We start from the raw sequence: 19,461 nt of genomic DNA on the forward strand, positions 1-19,461 counted from the left end.
GCCTTTCGGCTGGTATGGATAGGGGCGCCTTCGGAGCAAACAATGGAGGTGGGCTCTTTTGGTCAGATACATCATTCGAAGATTACTGTTTATGCTGCTTTCTCTTTTCCTGATAATAACGGCCACGTTCTTCCTTATGAGGCTTGCGCCGGGAAATCCGTTTACTTCTGAAAAGCAATTGCCAGCTGAAATCGAGAAAGCGCTGAATGCGCATTATGGGTTGGATCAGCCTTGGTATGTCCAATATGGGGAGTACCTGGGAAGGATTGCCCAGTGGGATTTTGGCCCTTCGTTTAAATATAAAGCAAGGACGGTCAATGATTTGATCGAGACAGGTTTTCCTGTTTCACTCGCCCTTGGACTTGAAGCTATTTTTATTTCCGTTTCATTAGGTGTTCTTTTAGGGATTATCGCCGCGTTAAGGCATAATAAATGGCAGGACTATGGTGCGATGATTTTCGCGGTCATGGGAATATCGGTACCGTCATTCATCATGGCCTCGCTCCTGCAATATGTTTTTGCCATTAAACTGCAACTCCTGCCGGTTGCAAGATGGGATTCATTCACCCATACAATCCTGCCGGCACTCGCACTTGCGTCTACGCCGATGGCTTTTATCGCGCGTCTGACCAGGTCGAGCATGCTTGAAGTACTGTCCAATGATTATATCCGGACAGCGAAGGCAAAAGGACTTAGCGAAAGGGTTATCACTGTCAAACATGCGATCCGGAATGCGCTGCTGCCTGTCGTCACTTATCTTGGACCGCTTTCAGCAAGTGTAATTACAGGAAGCTTTGTTATTGAGAAGATTTTTGGTATCCCTGGATTGGGGAACCATTTTGTAACATCAATCACCAACCGCGATTATACAGTTATCATGGGTGTTACCGTATTCTTCAGTATCATCCTGCTGATGGCTATTCTCCTGGTCGACATCGCGTATGGCTTAATTGATCCGCGAATTAAACTGGCTGGCGGAAAGAAAGGAGAATAAACAATGCAGATACCTAAAGAGAAATTCCAGGTTGTTGGATCAAGGGCTTCGGAAGCTGAAAAAATCGAAAAACCGAGCCTGTCATTCTGGAAGGATGTCGTCATTCGTTTCCGAAAAAACAAGCTTGCCATGTTTGGAGTCGTTCTCCTCATACTCTTGATTTTCATGGCAATCTTTGGACCATATATGACCGATCATGATTATCGGACAAACAATCTAATGAACACTAACAAGGCGCCAAATGGTGACCACTGGTTTGGAACTGATGACCTTGGCCGCGATGTTTTTGCCCGTACATGGGAGGGAGCGCGTATTTCCCTGTTCATCGGTGTTGCAGCTGCTCTTGTTGACTTCTTCATTGGTGTTTTCTATGGCGGCTTAGCAGGATACAAGGGCGGGCGCACGGATGATATCATGATGCGGATAGCCGATATCCTTTGGGGAGTTCCATATTTGCTGCTCGTCATCCTGTTAATGGTTGTTTTGGGACAAGGAGTAGGGACTATGATTCTTGCCATGACGATAACGGGCTGGATAAACATGTCCAGGATCGTACGGGGGCAGGTGCTATCCCTGAAAGGCCAGGAGTTTGTCTTGGCATCAAGAACATTGGGAGCAGATTTGCCGCGTATCATGGGCAAACACCTCATTCCGAATACAATGGGTCCGATATTGGTCACGATGACCCTGTCGATTCCATCGGCTATTTTTACCGAATCATTCCTTAGTTATCTGGGGCTTGGATTGACACCTCCGCTAGCGAGCTGGGGAACAATGGCTTCTGATGGCCTGCCGGCACTGAAATATTACCCTTGGCGGTTATTCTTCCCGGCAACGTTCATCTGTTTGACCATTTTCGCATTTAACGTAATCGGTGATGGATTGCGCGATGCACTAGATCCAAGACTTCGAAAATAAGGGGGAATGAGAAATGACAAAATTGCTTGAAGTAAAAAACCTGGAAGTCTCATTCCAGACTTACGGCGGTGAAGTAAGGGCTGTCCGGGGTGTCAGCTTCGACTTAAATAAGGGTGAGACATTAGCGATCGTGGGTGAATCCGGATCTGGGAAGAGCGTGACTGCCCAGACTATCATGAAACTCATTCCGATGCCTCCCGGCAAAATTAAGGCCGGGCAGATTATCTTCAACGGCGAGGATATTGTGTCCAAAAAAGAACGGCAAATGGAAAAGATCCGTGGTAAAGAAATCAGCATGATCTTCCAGGATCCGATGACTTCCTTGAACCCGACAATGAAAGTCGGCCGCCAGATTATGGAGGGGCTTATCAAACACCAAAATATGAGCACCGCGGCTGCTAAAGAGCGCGCGGTTGAAATGCTCCGTCTTGTTGGTATTCCAATGCCTGAAAGGCGCGTCAATCAGTATCCCCATGAGTTCTCAGGCGGGATGAGACAGCGCGCGATGATCGCAATCGCCCTAGCGGCAAATCCGCAGCTCCTTATTGCGGACGAGCCTACAACGGCTCTTGATGTTACCATCCAGGCTCAAATTCTTGACCTGATGAAAGATCTCCAGAGCAAAATGGATACATCCATTATCTTTATTACGCACGATCTTGGGGTTGTTGCAAACGTAGCTGACCGGGTTGTCGTTATGTATGCTGGACAAATTGTGGAAATGGGCACAGTGGATGAAATCTTCTATGACCCGCGCCATCCTTATACATGGGGCTTGCTGGCTTCAATGCCTAGCCTGGACAGTGACGATAAATCAGACCTTGCTGCCATTCCTGGAACACCGCCTGATTTGACAAATCCTCCTAAGGGAGATGCTTTCGCGGCTCGGAATCCATATGCCATGGCAATTGATTTCGAACAGGAGCCTCCGCTATACCAGATTTCGGAGACCCATTATGCCAGAACATGGCTGCTCCATCCGGATGCGCCAAAGGTTGAGCCTCCTGAAGCGGTTAAGAAGCGAATGAGGAAACTGGCCTCTACATTCGATGAGCCAAGGCTTGTCAAGGAGGGGAAATAAATGCCTGAAAAATTGCTTGAAATCAAAAACCTCAAACAGCATTTCAATGTTGGCAGGCCCAATATGGTAAAAGCTGTTGACGGAGTTACATTTGACATTTATAGAGGCGAAACACTTGGGCTTGTCGGTGAATCCGGGTGCGGAAAGTCAACGACGGGTCGTACAATCATCCGCCTGTATGATGCGACAGATGGACAGGTCCTTTTCAATGGGGAAGATGTACATGGCCATAAATCGGCGAAGAAGCTGAAAGAATTCAACCGAAAAATGCAAATGATTTTCCAGGATCCCTATGCCTCACTTAACCCGCGTATGACCGTGGCGGATATCATCGCAGAAGGGATAGATATCCATGGCCTTGCGAAAAACAGGAAAGAACGGATGCAGCGTGTATATGAGCTTCTGGAAACAGTAGGCCTTAACAAGGAACACGCCAACCGGTATCCGCATGAGTTCTCAGGCGGACAAAGGCAGCGTATCGGAATTGCGCGCGCTTTAGCGGTAGAACCTGATTTTATCATCGCAGATGAGCCAATTTCCGCTCTTGATGTTTCCATTCAGGCACAGGTGGTTAACCTGATGAAGAAACTTCAAAGAGAAAAAGGGCTGACTTACCTGTTTATCGCCCATGACCTGTCAATGGTTAAATACATCAGTGACAGAATCGGGGTTATGTATTATGGAAAGATGGTTGAATTGGCGCCGGCGGAGGAGCTATATAAAAATCCTTTCCATCTTTATACACAATCACTTCTGTCAGCGATCCCACTGCCTGATCCGGACAGTGAGCGGACACGGAAGAGAAAAGCATATGACCCGAACGTCCACAACTATGGAGAAAATGAAAAAGTGGAAATGAGGGAAGTAACGCCAGGGCATTTTGTCTATTGCTCAGAGAAAGAATTTGAACAATTCAAAGCCCAACTAAGATAAAAACGCAGCTGTGCAGACAGCCGCGCTGTAAGAACCGGCCCGTTTTATCGGGGCCGGTTTTTTGTTGGGAAAATTCTTAAGAGAAATAAAAAAGCCGCGGTTCCAAAAGGAAAACACGGCCTTTATGTATAATTATTTTTTCCCTCCGACTTCATTCCAGCCGGCAGTGAATTTTGATGCCTGGTTTGTAAATTCGGATCTGTTTTTACGCCCGAAAATATTTTCGCCTATTCCGTTTGTAATGACGCCCATTAAAGCAGTAATGCCTACAACCAATACCGTGACAATGGCAAAATCCATCAAGTATTCTCCCATAATCGCTTTTACCGCCCCTTTCTCCAAAAACGTTCTTGGATCTCCTCTATAACTCTATTCTAAAAGAAAACGGACAATATGGAAAGGAAAAGTATCACAGAAGCCTTAAAATTGAAATCGCTGTCAAAATAATAGCATTTCTTTTTCATTAAAAAAATATAATTGAGAAAAACAAAAAAGTTTTGATATTTTAGGTTTAAGTTAAAAATGGACGGGTATAAGGTTATATGTTTTAAATTTTGCCAAATTACGTACATAAATAGAGGATTTGAGCCGAATTATATATTGTTTATAGGGGTGATTCAGAGAAATCAAAAAAGTTTTTAAAGAATGAAACTTTTTGCTCCCCAAAACGTCTTATAAGTGGACCTGAAAAAATCGGGAAGTCCAAGTTGGGAAAATTATTATTTTCAAAAAGCAATACCTATTCAAGCCAATTTATAGTATAATAGATAATAGACATTACTTAATTAAAGTCATTTTAAATTATTATCATCTAAATAGTATTTTCATAAAAATCCCTATAGATGGCCTTATTTTTAGAAGGAGTGTGATTAACCAATGGTAACGCTATACACTTCACCAAGTTGTACATCATGCAGAAAAGCAAAATCATGGCTGGAAGAACATGAAATTCCATACACAGAACGTAATATTTTTTCTGAACCTTTGTCAATTGATGAGATCAAGGAAATACTCAGGATGACAGAAGATGGAACAGATGAGATTATTTCGACCCGCTCTAAAACATTCCAAAAGCTGGACGTGAATCTTGAAACCATGCCGCTCCAGAATCTGTTTGAATTGATTAAGGATAACCCGGGCCTATTGCGCCGCCCGATCATCCTCGATGAGAAAAGGCTCCAGGTCGGTTATAATGAAGACGAAATCAGACGCTTCCTTCCACGGAAGGTCAGGACTTTCCAACTTCGCGAAGCTCAGCGCCTAGTCAATTAATATAAGTAAATTCAGACCTCCAGGAATTGTGGAGGTCTTTTTCATCGTAATTGCCTTTACTTTTCTTGATTATTTCCATTTATAGAATATTGTTTATTGGACAACCTTTTGGTAAACTATAAGGAAACCCTGAAAAGCTGCAAGGCTCTTCCATTACTGACAATTACAAATCAGGTGTCAATGCCGGCCTACATGCAGGGGCGGGCATTCGCTCATTTTTTCGGAAAAAGAATCTTTTATTTCCCTATTTTCTTTATTTGTCATAAAATAAAGGTACAAGGCGAGGACTGGAATAATCAGTCTGCTTCAGGGTATTGGATAAATAAATAAAATCATCTGCATGGGGGTAATCAGTCCCTTCACTCTTGCTGCCGGAAGGGAGAGTTAAAAATGGAGATTGAACGCATTAATGAAAATACTGTCAAGTTTTACATCTCTTATATAGATATAGAAGAAAGAGGCTTCGACCGTGAAGAAATCTGGTATAACAGGGAACGGAGCGAAGAACTTTTTTGGGAAATGATGGACGAAATCCATCAGGAGGAAGAATTTATTGTCGAAGGCCCGTTATGGATACAGGTTCAGGCATTAGACAAAGGCCTTGAAGTCCTCGTCACCAAAGCGCAGTTGTCGAAGGATGGCCAGAAATTCGAATTGCCTGTCCCAAATGAGAAGCTTAAGGACTTTCCAGTGGATGATCAGATTGAAGAAATGCTTGATCATCACTTTACTTCGGGGAATGAAGAAGGAGCTGAAGAGGATCAAGGGATACTTGATTTTCTGCTATCCTTCCGTGACTTTGAAGATATCATTCAGCTTTCCAAGCGCGGAGGCCTTGATGGAATAGAAACCAGCCTTTACCACTATGAAAATCGATATTATTTGTATGTTGAATTTCCGGAAGAGCAGTTTGAGGAAGAAAAAATCGATGACTTGCTGAGCATCCTTCTTGAGTACGGGGAAGAAAGCCAATTGACGATTCACCGCCTTCAAGAGTACGGCAAAGAAGTAATTGCCAAGGATGTCTTCTCCGAAATTCGCAAGCATTTTTAATCAGGAGCCGATTTCAGGGCCTAACAATAGGCATCCCGGAATCGGCTTTTTTAATTTTTGGCTAGTTAAAGCTGAATTTTGATCTACAATGAAGTTGATTGGAACGGAGGGGACTGACTCCGGCGGGATGAAGCGGCACGTGGAGACCCCACAGGCGTCTATGACGCCGAGGAGGCTCCACGGTCCGCCCCGCGGAAAGCATGTCCCCGGAGTGGAAATCAACAATCAAGGATAACGATGCCTTAATTTTAAAAATAAAACAATAGTGGAAAAGTATATAAGCTTGCTTTCATTAGGAAATGGCCGGCCATTGTGGCATGATGAAAATAGGCGGCAACTGAAAATGCCTGAATACAAGAAAATAGCACGGTTTTTGGAACTTCGTGTTCCTTCTTTCGTATTGTAAGGATAACGGCGGTGATAGAGATGAAAAACACAGTGAGAGTATTATTATTTTTATTGATATTGGCGGCAGCCATTTTTATTTTTCGGGAAAATCTCGAGTCGGATGTTTTTCAGGTTTTCAGTTTGATCATAACTTTTTCAGTCTTTTTTATTGGGCTGGTTATCTTTCTCGAAAACAGGCACCCGACCCAGACGATAACATGGCTAGTAGTCCTTGGCAGTTTTCCGTTCCTCGGCTTCATATTTTATCTGTTATTCGGCCGCAATTATAAAAAAGAACGTATTTTTCGTAAAAAGTACTTTCTTGATAAGCAGGCATTTTTGACAGTTGAAGGGGATATTAACGAACTCCCGGCAGGTAGGCAAGCGAAGTATGAAGGTCAGCAACATAAATTGGTCACTCTTGCGCAAAGGCTTGGAAATAGTCCAATTTCGTTTACAACCGAAACGAAGACCCTTGCGAATGGCAGTGAAACCTTCGGACATATCCTGAAGGAACTGAAAAAAGCGAAGCACCATATACATCTTGAATATTATATTGTCAGAGACGATGAGATCGGCAGGGAAATCAAGGCAATCTTATGCAGGAAAGCCCGTGAAGGGGTCGAGGTCCGTTTTCTGTATGATGCAGTAGGTTCCTGGCAGCTTTCGCGCAAGTATGTCACGGATTTAAAGAAAGCCGGAGTTGAGGTCATCCCATTCGGTCCTGTTAAACTCCCGTTCTTAAATAATAAATTCAATTTCAGGAACCATCGGAAAATTATTGTTATTGATGGGACAACCGGTTTTGTCGGCGGGCTGAATATCGGTGACGAATATTTGGGCCGGGTCAAAAAAATCGGTTTCTGGCGAGATACACATTTAATGCTGAAGGGGGACGCTGTCCGTTCCCTGCAGCTTATCTTTCTGCAGGACTGGTATTACATGACGAATAAAAGCCTGCTCACGGATGACTATCTTCGCCAAGTACCGGCAGGCCGGGATTTAGGCGGGGTACAGCTCATTGCTGGCGGGCCTGATAATGAATGGACAGCTATTAAGAAAATTTTCTTTTCGATGATTACTTCCGCGCAAAAATCAGTCTGGATCGCCTCGCCGTACTTCATTCCGGATGAGGATATAAAATCCGCTTTACAGGTGGCCGCGCTTAGCGGTATAGACGTGAGGCTGCTCGTTCCAGATAAACCAGATAAGCGGATTGTTTTTCATGCATCCAGGTCTTATTTTCCTGACCTTCTCGAGGCTGGCGTGAAAGTGTATGAGTACCAGAAAGGCTTCATGCACAGCAAAATCGTGATTGTTGACGGTGAACTGGCTTCAATTGGTACATCAAATATGGATATGAGAAGCTTTCATTTAAACTTTGAGGTCAATGCGTTCCTATACAGGACTGATAGCACACGAAAGCTCGTCAATGACTATCTGAACGATATGAAGGATTCGAAAAAGCTGGAACTGGAAAGCTTCCAGAAACGCCATCTCGGCTACAGACTTTTAGAGTCTACCTCAAGACTTATGTCTCCGCTTTTATAAAGAAGGAACCAGCCGGTTATTTTTCCGAAGGCTGGTTTTTTTCTTGCCGGGAAAATCACGGATTTGACACATATAGCTGCTATTTCAAAAGGATTCGGAAAGGGGAGTGGCGAATGGTAAAAGGGTTAAAGAATCAGAGGAATTCCCTTTAAAGGAGAGGTTGCCATTGTTAACGGCGAACACAAAAAACGGCGGAAGGATTTGCCTGGCCAACGGGTATTCACGCGCCACGCTGGAATATTGGCGGGAGCATGAAGAGTTTTTCTGCCCGATGTGCGGCGGAAAGCTGAGGATCAAGCTGGGCGAAAAAAGGATCTTCCACTTTTCCCATTTAAGCCATGCCTGTGAAGAAAGCAATTTTGAACGGGAATCGGACTATCATTTAGCCGGGAAAGGCGGACTGTATCGGTGGCTTTTTCGTCAAAATATTCCCGTAGCTGCGGAGAGATACGATCCTCATATCCGCCAGCGCCCCGACATTACTTTCCACTACGAAAACCGTCTGTATGCCCTTGAGTTTCAATGCAGCACAATTCCAGATAATATATTAATCAAAAGGACAGAGAACTATGTTAACGCCGGTTATATCCCTATATGGATTCTCGGCGGTTCGCGGTTGCCTTCCATTTCGGGAAACACCATCACACTTTCAGGCTTTGATTATTTATTTCTCCGATCATCATCCCGCAACCCCGGCTTCATCCAAGCATATTGCCCCGACAGCGGCCGGATTTCCCTCATCCAGAATATCCTTCCTTATTCACCTTCAAAAGCTTTTGCCAGTATCCAATCATTTCCCCTCAGAAAACTTCAGCTTAATCAATTACTGTGCCCGGTCCCAGCCGGCCGGTTATCTTTGTTCCAATGGAAAAAACGGCTTGAACGAAGCAAACTTGCGATTGGTGCTAATCCAAGGTCTCCTCATCAACTTTTTCTCGAAGAGTTGTATAAGGCTGGGTTGAACATTTTCCTTCTCCCGGCTGAAATTGGTTTGCCATGCTATAACGCTGCTGCGATTGCGACGTTTCCAGTCATCTGGCAGATGTATATTTATCTCGATTTGCTAGGAAAGGCGCTGCCCGGAGACGTTATTACAGCCGAAGAGGCTGCGGCATGTTTATTTAGGCGGGCGGAAAGGGGGCAACTCATTTTTCGAAAGCTTCCTCTGGCAAAAGAAATATCTGAGGAGAGCGCGGCTGCGGAATATTTGGCGATGCTTTCTTCCTTCGGGCTGCTTAAAAGGAAAGGAGAGGGAACGTTTATTTTGCAAAAAGGATTTACCTTTCCTAAAAGTAATGCGGAACAATTTGTCCTATCAGAAGCTTTTTACGGAAAATACCGTTGAAAAATAAAACTTTTCTGTTAGCGGCCATTTTTGCCCGAAAAGGGGGAAAGATAGAAGAGAAGGAAATGAAAAGTATTTGCAGGAATTTTCAAGAAAAAAGAGAATAGTAATAAAGGTGATGCTTCGCAAACCGAAATACTGAATGGAGGATGATTATGGCAAACGAATCAGCAGTAAAAAAATTACCTGCGCGTGATGAGGTGCCGGTAGAGCAGACATGGCGCCTGGAGGATATTTTTGAAACAGATGAAGCTTGGGAGAAGGAATTCCAGGCGGTGAAGGAATTGATTCCCGAAATTAGCGAATACCGTGGAATGCTCGAGGAAAGCGCGGACAGCCTATATAGCGCCCTTCAGAAGCAGGACCATCTGCTGGAGCGGCTCGGTAAGATGTATACATATTCCCATATGAGATATGACCAGGATACGGGAAATTCATTCTACCAGGGACTGGACAGCAGGATGAAGGCTCTTTATTCCCAGGCGGCTAGCCAGCTTGCGTTCATTGTCCCGGAAATCCTGTCGATTGACGAGGGGAAAATTAAAGGGTATCTGGAAGAGAAGCCGGAACTGAAGCTGTATGAGCATGCACTAGAAGAAATCAACCTGCAGCGGCCGCATATCCTGTCAGCCGAACAGGAAGCGTTGCTCGCCGAGGCAGGAGAAGTGATGGCTGCTTCTTCAAATACGTTTGGCATGCTGAACAACGCAGATCTTGAATTCCCGACCATCAAAGATGAGAACGGCGAAGAGGTGGAAGTCACGCATGGCCGTTACTCCAGGTTCCTGGAGAGCGCAGATCAACGTGTCCGCCACGATGCTTTCAAGGCGGTTTATGAGACGTACGGCAACTTCAAAAATACGTTCTCAAGCACGCTCGGCGGCCAGGTGAAGAAGGATAATTTCAATGCTAGAGTCAGGAATTACAAATCGGCGCGCCATGCCGCGCTAGCCGCAAATAATATTCCGGAAAGTGTGTACGACAACCTTGTCAATACGGTCAACGACAACCTCGGGCTGCTCCACCGCTATGTGAAGCTGCGGAAGAAAGTTCTTGGCGTCAATGAGCTTCATATGTATGATTTGTATGCTCCGCTTGTGAAGGACGTCAAGATGGAGATTGAATACGACGAAGCACGGGAACTCGTATTGAAGGGACTGGCCCCGCTTGGCGAGGAATACCAGAGCATCTTGAAGGAAGGGTTTGAGAACCGCTGGGTGGATGTCCACGAAAATAAGGGCAAACGCAGCGGCGCCTATTCTTCAGGTGCATATGGAACAAATCCGTACATTCTGATGAACTGGCAAAATAATGTCAACAATCTATTTACGCTCGCCCACGAATTTGGACATTCTGTGCATAGCTACTATACAAGGAAGAGTCAGCCATACCCATATGGCAACTACAGCATTTTCGTGGCGGAGGTTGCTTCAACATGCAATGAAGCGCTCTTGAATGACTATTTGCTGAAAACGATCGATGATGAGCAAAAGCGCCTTTACTTGCTGAACCACTTCCTGGAAGGCTTCCGGGCGACTGTGTTCCGCCAGACGATGTTCGCCGAGTTCGAGCACCAAATCCATCAGAAGGCGCAGAATAATGAGGCGTTGACCGCGGATTCGCTGACAGGTGATTATTATGACCTGAACAAGAAATATTTCGGCGGCAAGGACATTGTAATTGATGAGGAAATCGGGCTTGAATGGTCAAGGATTCCGCATTTCTATTACAATTATTATGTATACCAGTATGCGACTGGATACAGCGCTGCAACTGCATTAAGCAGGCAAATACTTGAGGAAGGGCAGCCGGCTGTCAGCCGCTATCTCGACTTCCTTAAGGCTGGAAGCTCCGATTATCCAATCGAAGTGCTCAAAAAAGCCGGCGTCGACATGACCGGTCCTAAACCAGTCGAAGACGCATGCAAAGCATTCGAGAAAGCGCTCGGTGAAATGGAACAGTTGCTTAGTTAAGCAAGCTTTAAAAATGGAAATAGCATAATTTTATGGCCTTGAAATAAAGTAATTTCGCCAAGTGACATAGCAATGCTATAGGCCTTTGCGAAAAGTCAGTGCCTGGCATCCCGTATCGGACAATTAACGTCCGAGTGGGTGCCAGGCACTTTTTAGCGAGGGGGGAATCCTCTGAAACGGTTCCGCTGGTTCAAGGTTGATATGAGGAAGAAGATTGATAGGAATAGCAAGGGAGCGCTGAACAGGAGCGGGAAGATTTTCATTAGCCCTAGAAGATTGATGAAGACGGAAAAGATGAGCAATAAGATCAGGATTGTAAGGCGCAGGCCGATCATCGTATTATCCTCCAATCGGAAATCTGTCTTTTAATCTATCTTATTGAACTTTTGTCCAATTCATTCGCATGCCTGCTGCCTCAATCATGAGGCATTTGAAGCAGCTGAAACCAGAAAAAAGAAAAAGTATGACAATATTGTGAAATGAAGCACAAACTAGTTGAAATGCAATTTGAATCCGTGGTATATTCTATACGTGAAGTTGATCACAACAAACATATACCCCTTTGTTTGAAACCGTGAAAAATTTCTCCCATCCCCTTTGTTCGTATTATAGAAAAATGCCCTGCCGCAGCGGGGCATTTTTCATTTTATTTTGTCAGTGAAACTCGAACTCAAGAAAAGAGCCGCCCGGTGCTTCTACAGCAAACCAGGCGGCTTTCTATATATGAATTTAATTGATATATCTCCAAAACGTCCCATATTTTGCCGGGATTTGCTCCACCTTCTGCTTCAAAAGCAGCTTCTTCATTTCCCTGTTCACCTGTTGAGGGGACAGATCATAGACTACGGCAATTTCCTTTGAAGCCACAAGCTGGAAAAATTGCATAAAGGATTCCAGGGAAGGCGGCGGCGATTGCTTCGGTTGTTCGGGAAGCATTTCCTGAAGCACCTGAACGTAAACTTCATACGGGTAATAACCAGCGATTTTAATTCCTTCTTCGTCCGCGTTTTCATTGAAGAAAACCAGTGTCGGTATTTCATCGACTTCCATTTCAGCGGTGATTTTCAAATCCTGCTGAAAAGCTTTTGCCGCGCTTTCTGAATGGATATCGGTAATAAACTCCGCTACATCAAGTCCGATGGCACGGGCACATTCCTTTAAGACATCGAAGTTCGAGATATTCTTTTTCTCTAAAAAAAGCATTTCCTGGAGCCTGCGAAGAAAACGGGCTCCGCGCTTCCTGCCCTGCAATTCGGCAGCCTTAACAGCAATGGAGGCAATATAGGGAGAAATGACCGGATTTTCTTCCCATAGGGAGGCATCACAGGACATCCCTGAACGGCTTGCTGTCTTTTCCCACAGCTCGGCGATATTTTCAAACCGCTTTTTTTTCCCCATATTCAGCATGGTCAATTTGCCGCTCAAGACAGGCTTGATGGCAAAATAGCGGCCATATTCAATCTTAAGCTTTTTCATAATTGGCTCAAGTGCCCAGCATTCAGGACAGAGCGGATCGATGAAAATATAAATTTCAATCGGCTTTTTTTCCGGGCCGTGGCAGTGATGCGCATAAAGCCGTTTTTCTTGGTCCATCATTCTGCTTCACCTGTCGGTTGTTCGTCTTCAGGAGTATTGATCATATGCTGTGCTGTGAGAACGAGCCGTGCATAAAATTCATCCCGAATATGTCCCTCTAGGCCTACCTCATCCATAGCCTGGCTCATGCAGGAAAGCCATGCCCTTGCCCTTGTAGGGGTAATCGGAAAAGGGAGATGCCTGGCGCGCATCATCGGATGGCCATGCTCTTCTGTATAAAGGGCCGGTCCGCCCAGATATTGTGTAAGAAATTGCTTTTGCTTCCTGGCAATTTCAGAAAAATCATTTGGAAAAATAGGAGCAAGCTCAGGATGCTGTCCAACCAGTCCATAAAATGCATCGACAAGCCGATGCAATGTCTCTTTCCCGAGGGCCTCATAAGGCGTAGGCAAATTCCCGGCCATGTTGACAACTCCTTTGAGTGTGTTTGTTTTATTTTAGCAATGCCCTATTTATATCTCAAATAAATCGCCTTGCAAAGGAAATTGCTCCCGTAAAAGGAAGCAGGGGGTCGGTTCCGCTGCTTCCTCAGAAACTAGAAAGAACCGCTGGAGCTTCCCCCTGCATCACTTCAATTCCTGTTTTCTCGTGTAGAAGCGGCGGATTTTGTTGGGAGTTTGTCTTTCGGGGATGCCGAGTTGGTGAAGGAGGGTTTCGAATGTTTGTTTTCCTTCGGAGTATTCGGCGGCTTCGTATTCGAGTTCGTAATCTTCGGTATCGAGGTATGTGCTGTGATCAAGGACAAGAAGGCCGTTTTGATAGGGGAGCTCTGCCCTTGTTGTGGCCAATGTCCCGAAATAGGACAGGTCGGAGACGTTGACCCCAAGCTTGCCAATTTCAACGGCTACCCTGCCGGCTGGAAGAGCTCCTTCCTCCAAGACCGCTTCCGCTTCTTTTTGCGAAAGTAATTGGTCAGTTTCAAGCAATCCTTCCTCATGAGGCTGTTTCAGCGTAAGGATGCTTTGTCCTCCTTTTTCACGGATCCGGAGCGCAGATCCTTTGTCTTTTAATGAAAACTCCTGTGTATCGAAATAATGGTTCACTTGTTTTTTGAATGAATCCTCTAAAAGGCCGAAATGTTCACTTATCCGTTCAAACTCATCCTTTTGCAGAAGGTTTTTAAATTCGATTTCAATGTTCTGTCCCACTTGCACACCTGCTTTCCCTTTTGATGATGAAACTATTATCCATGGTTTTTTTTCAGGATGCAATTTTTGGGTGAATGGCTCCTATTATGCTAAAATAGGTAAGTGAATGCTGGAGGTTGATTTTAGTGAAAAAAAGAGTACTGGTGACTGATTCCGAAATACAAAATAGCGAATTGATTTTGAAAACAAATGAAGCAATTGATGGTCTTTCTCCAAGAGGGCAGATGCTCGTTGATTCAGACCAACTTTCCTTCGTCTATCTAATGGAGGAAGGCGATGAATATGTTTATATCCTTCTGCCCGAGTCGGTTTGGGCTGACATGAAAAAAGGGTACGATGAAAGCCTGCCGGTCTTTTTGCAGGCCAAAGAAAGCCGGATTGGGCTTACCGGGTTCAACGACGAGCTTGGTTACCTCGCGGAGAATATAAAGGGAAACAGCAACTATGGCGAGACAATGGCAGCCAAAGTAGAGACCATCTTTTACTAAATAGGTTGAAGGTAATAATGACCCCATTTAATTTGAAAGGGCTGGTTGATGGGAGCTCAGGCATGTAGACTCCTCGAAAATGCTAACGCATTTCCTTCGTGTAAAGTCCATTCGAAGAAGCTGTTTGTCCTGCGGGATTGAGCAGCAAGTGGAGACCCCACAGGAGCTTTGCTCCGAGGAGGCTCCACTGATGCCCCGCGGAAAGCGAAATGCCCGGAGCGGAAATCAACCACAACGTCTCATTTGAGACAAATCTTTATTACAACCTATATTACAAATGAATATTTCTAATTAGCCGGCCGGGGGTGTACGCATACATGAAGAATTGGGAACAATTTCTCGCGCCTTATAAGCAGGCTGTCGAAGAATTGAAAATCAAATTAAAAGGGATGAGGGGCCAGTTCGAACTGGATTCAAGCCCATCCCCAATTGAATTTGTTACAGGCAGAGTAAAACCAATTCCTAGTATATTGGATAAAGCGCAGCATAAAGGAATTCCTCTTGATAGGCTGGAGGAAGAAATGCAGGATATCGCGGGACTCAGGCTAATGTGCCAGTTTGTCGATGATATCCGCAAAGTCGTGGCGCTGCTAAGAAACCGGAACGACTTTGAAATTGTCGAAGAGCGGGATTACATCTCACATAAAAAAATGAGCGGCTACCGTTCTTATCACGTGGTGATCCGTTATCCGGTCCAGACAATCCATGGTGAAAAAAAGATTCTTGCAGAAATCCAAATCCGGACCCTGGCGATGAATTTTTGGGCAACGATCGAACATTCCCTAAACTACAAATACAAGGGGCAGTTCCCTGAAGCGATTAAGACCCGGCTGCAGCGTGCCGCCGAAGCGGCATTCAGGCTGGATGAGGAAATGTCGACGATACGCGGCGAAATCCAGGAAGCACAGGCTTTCTTTACAAGGAAAAAAGAGACAAACCCAGATTAATGAATGGCTATATGGTTTTAATTTCACACATGCATGTTGATTTGAAAAACAAGGAGAGCGGAAGATGAAATTTGCGATTACGACAAAGGGCGACCAAAAATCGAATACGCTGATGCATAAAATGAGGACGTATCTTCTTGATTTCGATCTCATTTATGATGAGGATCAGCCGGATATCGTCATTTCAATCGGTGGTGACGGCACCCTGCTTTATGCCTTTCACCGCTATAGCAGCAGGCTGGATCGAACTGCTTTTGTCGGCGTCCATACAGGGCATCTCGGGTTTTATGCCGACTGGGTTCCGGAGGAAATCGAGAAGCTGGTCATTGCGATTGCAAAAACGCCATATCAGGTTATAGAATATCCCCTTCTCGAAGTAATCATCCGCTACCAGCACGGCGGAAAAGAGTCCCGTTATCTCGCTTTGAACGAGTCAACCGTCAAAGGGCTGGAAGGGACACTTGTCATGGATGTGGACATTCGCGGCCAGCACTTTGAGCGCTTCCGTGGTGACGGCCTATGTGTTTCGACTCCATCAGGCAGCACCGCCTATAACAAGGCGCTCGGGGGCGCGATCATCCATCCGTCGATCGAAGCGCTCCAACTCGCGGAAATGGCATCCATCAATAATCGTGTTTTCAGGACAATCGGCTCGCCGCTCATTTTGCCGGCGCACCATACATGTATGCTGAAGCCCGTCAACCGGACTGATTTTGAGGTGACGATCGACCATTTAACGATGCTTCACAAAGAAGTGAAATCCATCCAGTTCCGCGTTCCGGAAGAAAAGGTCCGCTTTGCCAGGTTCAGGCCGTTCCCATTCTGGAAGCGGGTCCATGACTCCTTTATCTCTGATTCGGATTAATTTTTTGAAATTCGCCGGGCAGGGCATGTGTTTGTTTTTGCAAAAATGGCCGGGATATGGGTTGCGGATATTTTAACCTGTCCGCGCGCCTAACCGTCTGGGAAATAGAGGTATCAGTATGGCTTCGAGCCGTTTTACATTGCAATGGAAAATTGGCCGGACTGATTCCGGCAAAATGGTCAGGGAGTTTTTGAAAGAAAAAGAAATCAGCTCTGCCTCCTTGACTGATATAAAATTCAAGGGTGGAAACATCCGGGTAAATGACTGTGATGTAACCGTCCGCCACACACTTGCGGAAGAGGATTTGTTGGAAGTCTTTTTTCCACTGGAAGAGCCATCTTCCGGTGTCCGGGGGGAGGATTTCCACCTCGACATTGTTTACGAAGATGACTACCTGCTTGTCATCAACAAGCCGGCAGGGATGAATACGATTCCTTCGCGCGAACATCCAACTGGCAGCTTTGCCAATGGACTGATTGGCTATTACGAGAAAATCGGACTACAGGCAACTTCCCATATCGTTACAAGGCTTGACCGTGATACGTCCGGCCTGGTTCTTGTCGCCAAGCACCGCCACATCCACCACTTGCTTAGTAAACAGCAAAAAGCGGGCAGTGTGAAGCGGGAATACGAAGCTTTTGCGGAAGGAGAGCTTTCTTCTTTAGCAGGAACCATCAAGGAACCGATCGGCCGGAAATCGGATAGTATTATTGAACGGGAAGTACGGGCGGATGGCCAGTACGCCTGTACCCATTTTGCGGTCGCTGGGCGGTATGAGCAGTTTACCCATGTCCGCCTCAGGCTGGAGACAGGGAGGACCCACCAGATTCGCGTCCATATGGCTTTCATCGGCCATCCGCTCCTCGGCGATGATTTATATGGCGGGGATACAGCATTGATTGGCCGCCAGGCGCTTCACTGCATGAAAATCAGTTTTGAGCACCCTTATTTAGGCCGGACACTTTCGTTTGAGGCGCAGCTGCCGGAAGACATGGCAGCGCTTTTGAAAAAGTGAATAGGGTATTGAAAAAGCCGTCTGCCCTTGGCAGGCGGTTTTTGCGAAACGATCAAGAAAAACTCCTGAACTTTTCCTCGACATAAGGCATCGAGGATGGCACAGAGACAAATTCCATTTCCGGATACCGCAATGCCGTTAGCTTTCCGCCGAAGACAGCCCCAGTATCGATATTGTACGTATTATGGACCACCCTCGGTTCGCTGACTGGAGTATGACCATATACGATGATAGGCTTGCCGGGATGCTTGAGGGCCCAATCGCGACGGATTGGTGTCCCGTCTGGATTCGTCCCTCCGGTGATATCCCCATAGAGGACAAACGTTTTGACTTTAGCGGAATTTTTGCCGATATAATCATGGCGGATCCCGGCATGGGCGATGACGAGCTTTCCTTCGTCAAGAACCTGATAGAGTGGGGCCTGTTCATAAAGCTCAATGAAACGCTCTTTAACCTCTCGCTGTCCATCATGATCCAGTGCTTCATATTCAGCCACCGTCGTTTCAAGGCCGTGCGAAATTTGCACTTTATTGCCGAGGAAATATCTATACAGCTTATTGCAATGGTTTCCGGGAGAATAAAAGGCCATCTTCCTTTCAACGACAAGGGTCCAAACGAGATTCACCGTTTTTAATGATTCAGGCCCCCTGTCTGTTAAATCTCCGAGAAAGGCCAGCCTCCTGCCTGCTGGATGAATCGGCAGCCCGTCCACCCACTGGTAACCAAGCTTGTCCAACAGTTGTTCCAGTTCGCTGTAGCAGCCGTGAATATCCCCGATGATATCAAGTTCCATGTTTAAACCTCCAGTACGTATAATCATTACAGAATTTTGGCAAAATAAAGCAAGAGCACTGCATGCAAAATCTTTAACAATTTTCCCTATCGATATAGTGGATATGACAAATGTCATCCTCAATACTTTTCATTTATAAAAAGTTAGTGTACAATTAGTACCAACTACTAATAACATGTAATAACAGGGGGATCTCTATTATGAGTTTATCATTAAAAGGAAAAACATATGTAGTCATGGGTGTTGCAAATAAGCGGAGCATTGCTTGGGGGATTGCAAGGTCTCTTCATAATGCCGGCGCACGCCTGATTTTTACGTACGCTGGGGAGCGTCTCGGCGATTCAGTCCGCGAATTGGCTGATTCACTTGAAGCAGAAGGGACAATGGTCCTTCCTTGCGACATTTCTTCCGATGCGGAAATCAAGATATGCTTTGATAAAATCCGTGAAGAAGTTGGCAAAATAAACGGCATCGCCCACTGCATTGCTTTTGCCAATAAAGAGGAACTTAACGGTGAGTACATGAATACCACTCGAGAAGGCTTCCTGCTTGCACATAATATCTCTTCCTATTCACTGACAGCAGTTGCGAAGGAAGCGCGTGACATGCTGGCAGAGGGAGGCAGCATCGTAACCATGACGTATTTAGGCGGCGAGCGCGCGATTCCGAATTACAATGTCATGGGCGTTGCAAAGGCATCATTGGATGCAAGCGTCCGCTATCTGGCTGCAGACCTTGGCAAGGATAATATTCGTGTCAACTCTATTTCCGCTGGTCCGATCCGTACACTATCCGCGAAAGGCGTCAGCGATTTTAACAATATCCTTAAGGTTATCGAGGAAAAAGCTCCGCTTCGCCGCGCAACAACGACTGAAGAAGTCGGCGACACAGCGGTATTCCTGTTCAGCGACATGTCCCGTGGTATCACAGGCGAAAACATCCATGTCGATTCAGGGTTCCACATTCTATAAACGATCCTTCCAACCCGCCTTCATTAACAAGGCGGGTTTTTTATGCCCTTTTGCAAAAAAGCGGCTTTTGTCCGGGGGTTAACCACTCATTCCATCCCTGCATACTAATAGTAAGTAGAGAAATGCCTAAA

20 protein-coding genes are annotated in these 19,461 nt (G+C 45.6%); 14 read left to right on the forward strand and 6 right to left on the reverse strand.

Going from position 1 to position 19,461, the window contains the following annotated elements; translation table 11 throughout:
- Positions 1-58 precede the first annotated feature (58 nt).
- The 4 genes from BN1002_RS04580 to BN1002_RS04595 are packed head-to-tail and all read left to right on the forward strand — an operon-like array spanning position 59 to position 3,926.
- Positions 59-994, forward strand: a complete 936-nt coding sequence (locus tag BN1002_RS04580) for an ABC transporter permease (protein ID WP_048823830.1) — start codon at positions 59-61, stop codon at positions 992-994.
- Between the two features lie 3 nt (positions 995-997).
- Positions 998-1,912, forward strand: a complete 915-nt coding sequence (locus tag BN1002_RS04585) for an ABC transporter permease (RefSeq protein ID WP_048823832.1) — start codon at positions 998-1,000, stop codon at positions 1,910-1,912.
- A 13-nt stretch (positions 1,913-1,925) separates the two neighbouring features.
- Positions 1,926-2,993, forward strand: coding sequence for an ABC transporter ATP-binding protein (locus BN1002_RS04590; RefSeq protein WP_048823833.1), 1,068 nt, complete (start codon positions 1,926-1,928; stop codon positions 2,991-2,993).
- Positions 2,994-3,926, forward strand: a complete 933-nt coding sequence (locus BN1002_RS04595) for an ABC transporter ATP-binding protein (protein WP_048823834.1) — start codon at positions 2,994-2,996, stop codon at positions 3,924-3,926.
- A 132-nt stretch (positions 3,927-4,058) separates the two neighbouring features.
- Here BN1002_RS04595 and BN1002_RS04600 read toward each other — a convergent pair whose 3' ends face one another.
- Positions 4,059-4,268, reverse strand: coding sequence for a hypothetical protein (locus BN1002_RS04600; protein WP_331386294.1), 210 nt, complete (start codon positions 4,266-4,268; stop codon positions 4,059-4,061).
- A 534-nt stretch (positions 4,269-4,802) separates the two neighbouring features.
- Here BN1002_RS04600 and spxA point away from each other — a divergent pair.
- The 5 genes from spxA to pepF all read left to right on the forward strand — a co-directional run bounded on the left by spxA (position 4,803) and on the right by pepF (position 11,507).
- Positions 4,803-5,198, forward strand: a complete 396-nt coding sequence (gene spxA / locus BN1002_RS04605; RefSeq protein ID WP_048823835.1) for a transcriptional regulator SpxA — start codon at positions 4,803-4,805, stop codon at positions 5,196-5,198.
- A gap of 390 nt (positions 5,199-5,588) precedes the next feature.
- Entirely contained in the window at positions 5,589-6,251 is a 663-nt protein-coding gene (mecA, locus tag BN1002_RS04615) for an adaptor protein MecA (RefSeq protein ID WP_048823837.1), read from the forward strand.
- Between the two features lie 426 nt (positions 6,252-6,677).
- The gene (cls, locus tag BN1002_RS04620) at positions 6,678-8,189 is read left to right on the forward strand and encodes a cardiolipin synthase (RefSeq protein WP_048823838.1); all 1,512 of its coding nucleotides are present in this window, start codon (positions 6,678-6,680) and stop codon (positions 8,187-8,189) included.
- 166 nt (positions 8,190-8,355) lie between these two features.
- The gene (locus BN1002_RS04625; RefSeq protein WP_048823840.1) at positions 8,356-9,534 is read left to right on the forward strand and encodes a competence protein CoiA; all 1,179 of its coding nucleotides are present in this window, start codon (positions 8,356-8,358) and stop codon (positions 9,532-9,534) included.
- Positions 9,535-9,689: 155 nt separating this feature from the next.
- Positions 9,690-11,507 carry an oligoendopeptidase F gene (gene pepF / locus BN1002_RS04630; protein ID WP_048823841.1) on the forward strand — a complete coding sequence of 606 codons (1,818 nt, stop codon included), beginning with the start codon at positions 9,690-9,692 and terminating at the stop codon, positions 11,505-11,507.
- Between the two features lie 152 nt (positions 11,508-11,659).
- Here the strand turns inward: pepF and BN1002_RS04635 are convergent, their stop codons facing one another.
- The 4 genes from BN1002_RS04635 to BN1002_RS04650 form a co-directional block, all read right to left on the reverse strand.
- Complete coding sequence (locus tag BN1002_RS04635) at positions 11,660-11,842, reverse strand: hypothetical protein (protein ID WP_048823843.1); 183 nt, start codon at positions 11,840-11,842, stop codon at positions 11,660-11,662.
- Positions 11,843-12,236: 394 nt separating this feature from the next.
- Positions 12,237-13,103: a ClpXP adapter SpxH family protein gene (locus BN1002_RS04640; protein ID WP_442853386.1), complete on the reverse strand. Its 867-nt coding sequence runs from the start codon at positions 13,101-13,103 to the stop codon at positions 12,237-12,239.
- Positions 13,100-13,507 carry a globin domain-containing protein gene (locus tag BN1002_RS04645; RefSeq protein ID WP_048823845.1) on the reverse strand — a complete coding sequence of 136 codons (408 nt, stop codon included), beginning with the start codon at positions 13,505-13,507 and terminating at the stop codon, positions 13,100-13,102. Before BN1002_RS04645 ends, BN1002_RS04640 begins: the two co-directional genes overlap by 4 nt.
- 162 nt (positions 13,508-13,669) lie before the next feature.
- Positions 13,670-14,251: a CYTH domain-containing protein gene (locus tag BN1002_RS04650; RefSeq protein ID WP_048827736.1), complete on the reverse strand. Its 582-nt coding sequence runs from the start codon at positions 14,249-14,251 to the stop codon at positions 13,670-13,672.
- Between the two features lie 125 nt (positions 14,252-14,376).
- On the opposite strand from BN1002_RS04650, the gene BN1002_RS04655 reads away from it, so the two are divergent.
- From BN1002_RS04655 to BN1002_RS04670, 4 genes are all read left to right on the forward strand, one after another.
- The gene (locus tag BN1002_RS04655; RefSeq protein WP_048823846.1) at positions 14,377-14,739 is read left to right on the forward strand and encodes a UPF0738 family protein; all 363 of its coding nucleotides are present in this window, start codon (positions 14,377-14,379) and stop codon (positions 14,737-14,739) included.
- 317 nt (positions 14,740-15,056) lie between these two features.
- Positions 15,057-15,686, forward strand: a complete 630-nt coding sequence (locus BN1002_RS04660; protein WP_048823847.1) for a GTP diphosphokinase — start codon at positions 15,057-15,059, stop codon at positions 15,684-15,686.
- Positions 15,687-15,750: 64 nt separating this feature from the next.
- Complete coding sequence (locus BN1002_RS04665; RefSeq protein WP_048823848.1) at positions 15,751-16,551, forward strand: NAD kinase; 801 nt, start codon at positions 15,751-15,753, stop codon at positions 16,549-16,551.
- A gap of 118 nt (positions 16,552-16,669) precedes the next feature.
- A complete protein-coding gene (locus tag BN1002_RS04670; RefSeq protein ID WP_048823849.1) occupies positions 16,670-17,566 on the forward strand; it encodes an RluA family pseudouridine synthase in 897 nt (298 codons plus the stop codon).
- Between the two features lie 52 nt (positions 17,567-17,618).
- Here BN1002_RS04670 and prpE read toward each other — a convergent pair whose 3' ends face one another.
- Positions 17,619-18,359 carry a bis(5'-nucleosyl)-tetraphosphatase PrpE gene (prpE, locus tag BN1002_RS04675; protein ID WP_048823850.1) on the reverse strand — a complete coding sequence of 247 codons (741 nt, stop codon included), beginning with the start codon at positions 18,357-18,359 and terminating at the stop codon, positions 17,619-17,621.
- 200 nt (positions 18,360-18,559) lie between these two features.
- Here prpE and fabI point away from each other — a divergent pair, with 200 nt between their 5' ends.
- A complete protein-coding gene (fabI, locus tag BN1002_RS04680) occupies positions 18,560-19,330 on the forward strand; it encodes an enoyl-ACP reductase FabI (protein ID WP_048823851.1) in 771 nt (256 codons plus the stop codon).
- The last annotated feature ends 131 nt before the right edge of the window (positions 19,331-19,461 follow it).

Origin of the sequence: Bacillus sp. B-jedd, assembly GCF_000821085.1 — a bacterium.
Classification (GTDB): domain Bacteria; phylum Bacillota; class Bacilli; order Bacillales; family Cytobacillaceae; genus Bacillus_D.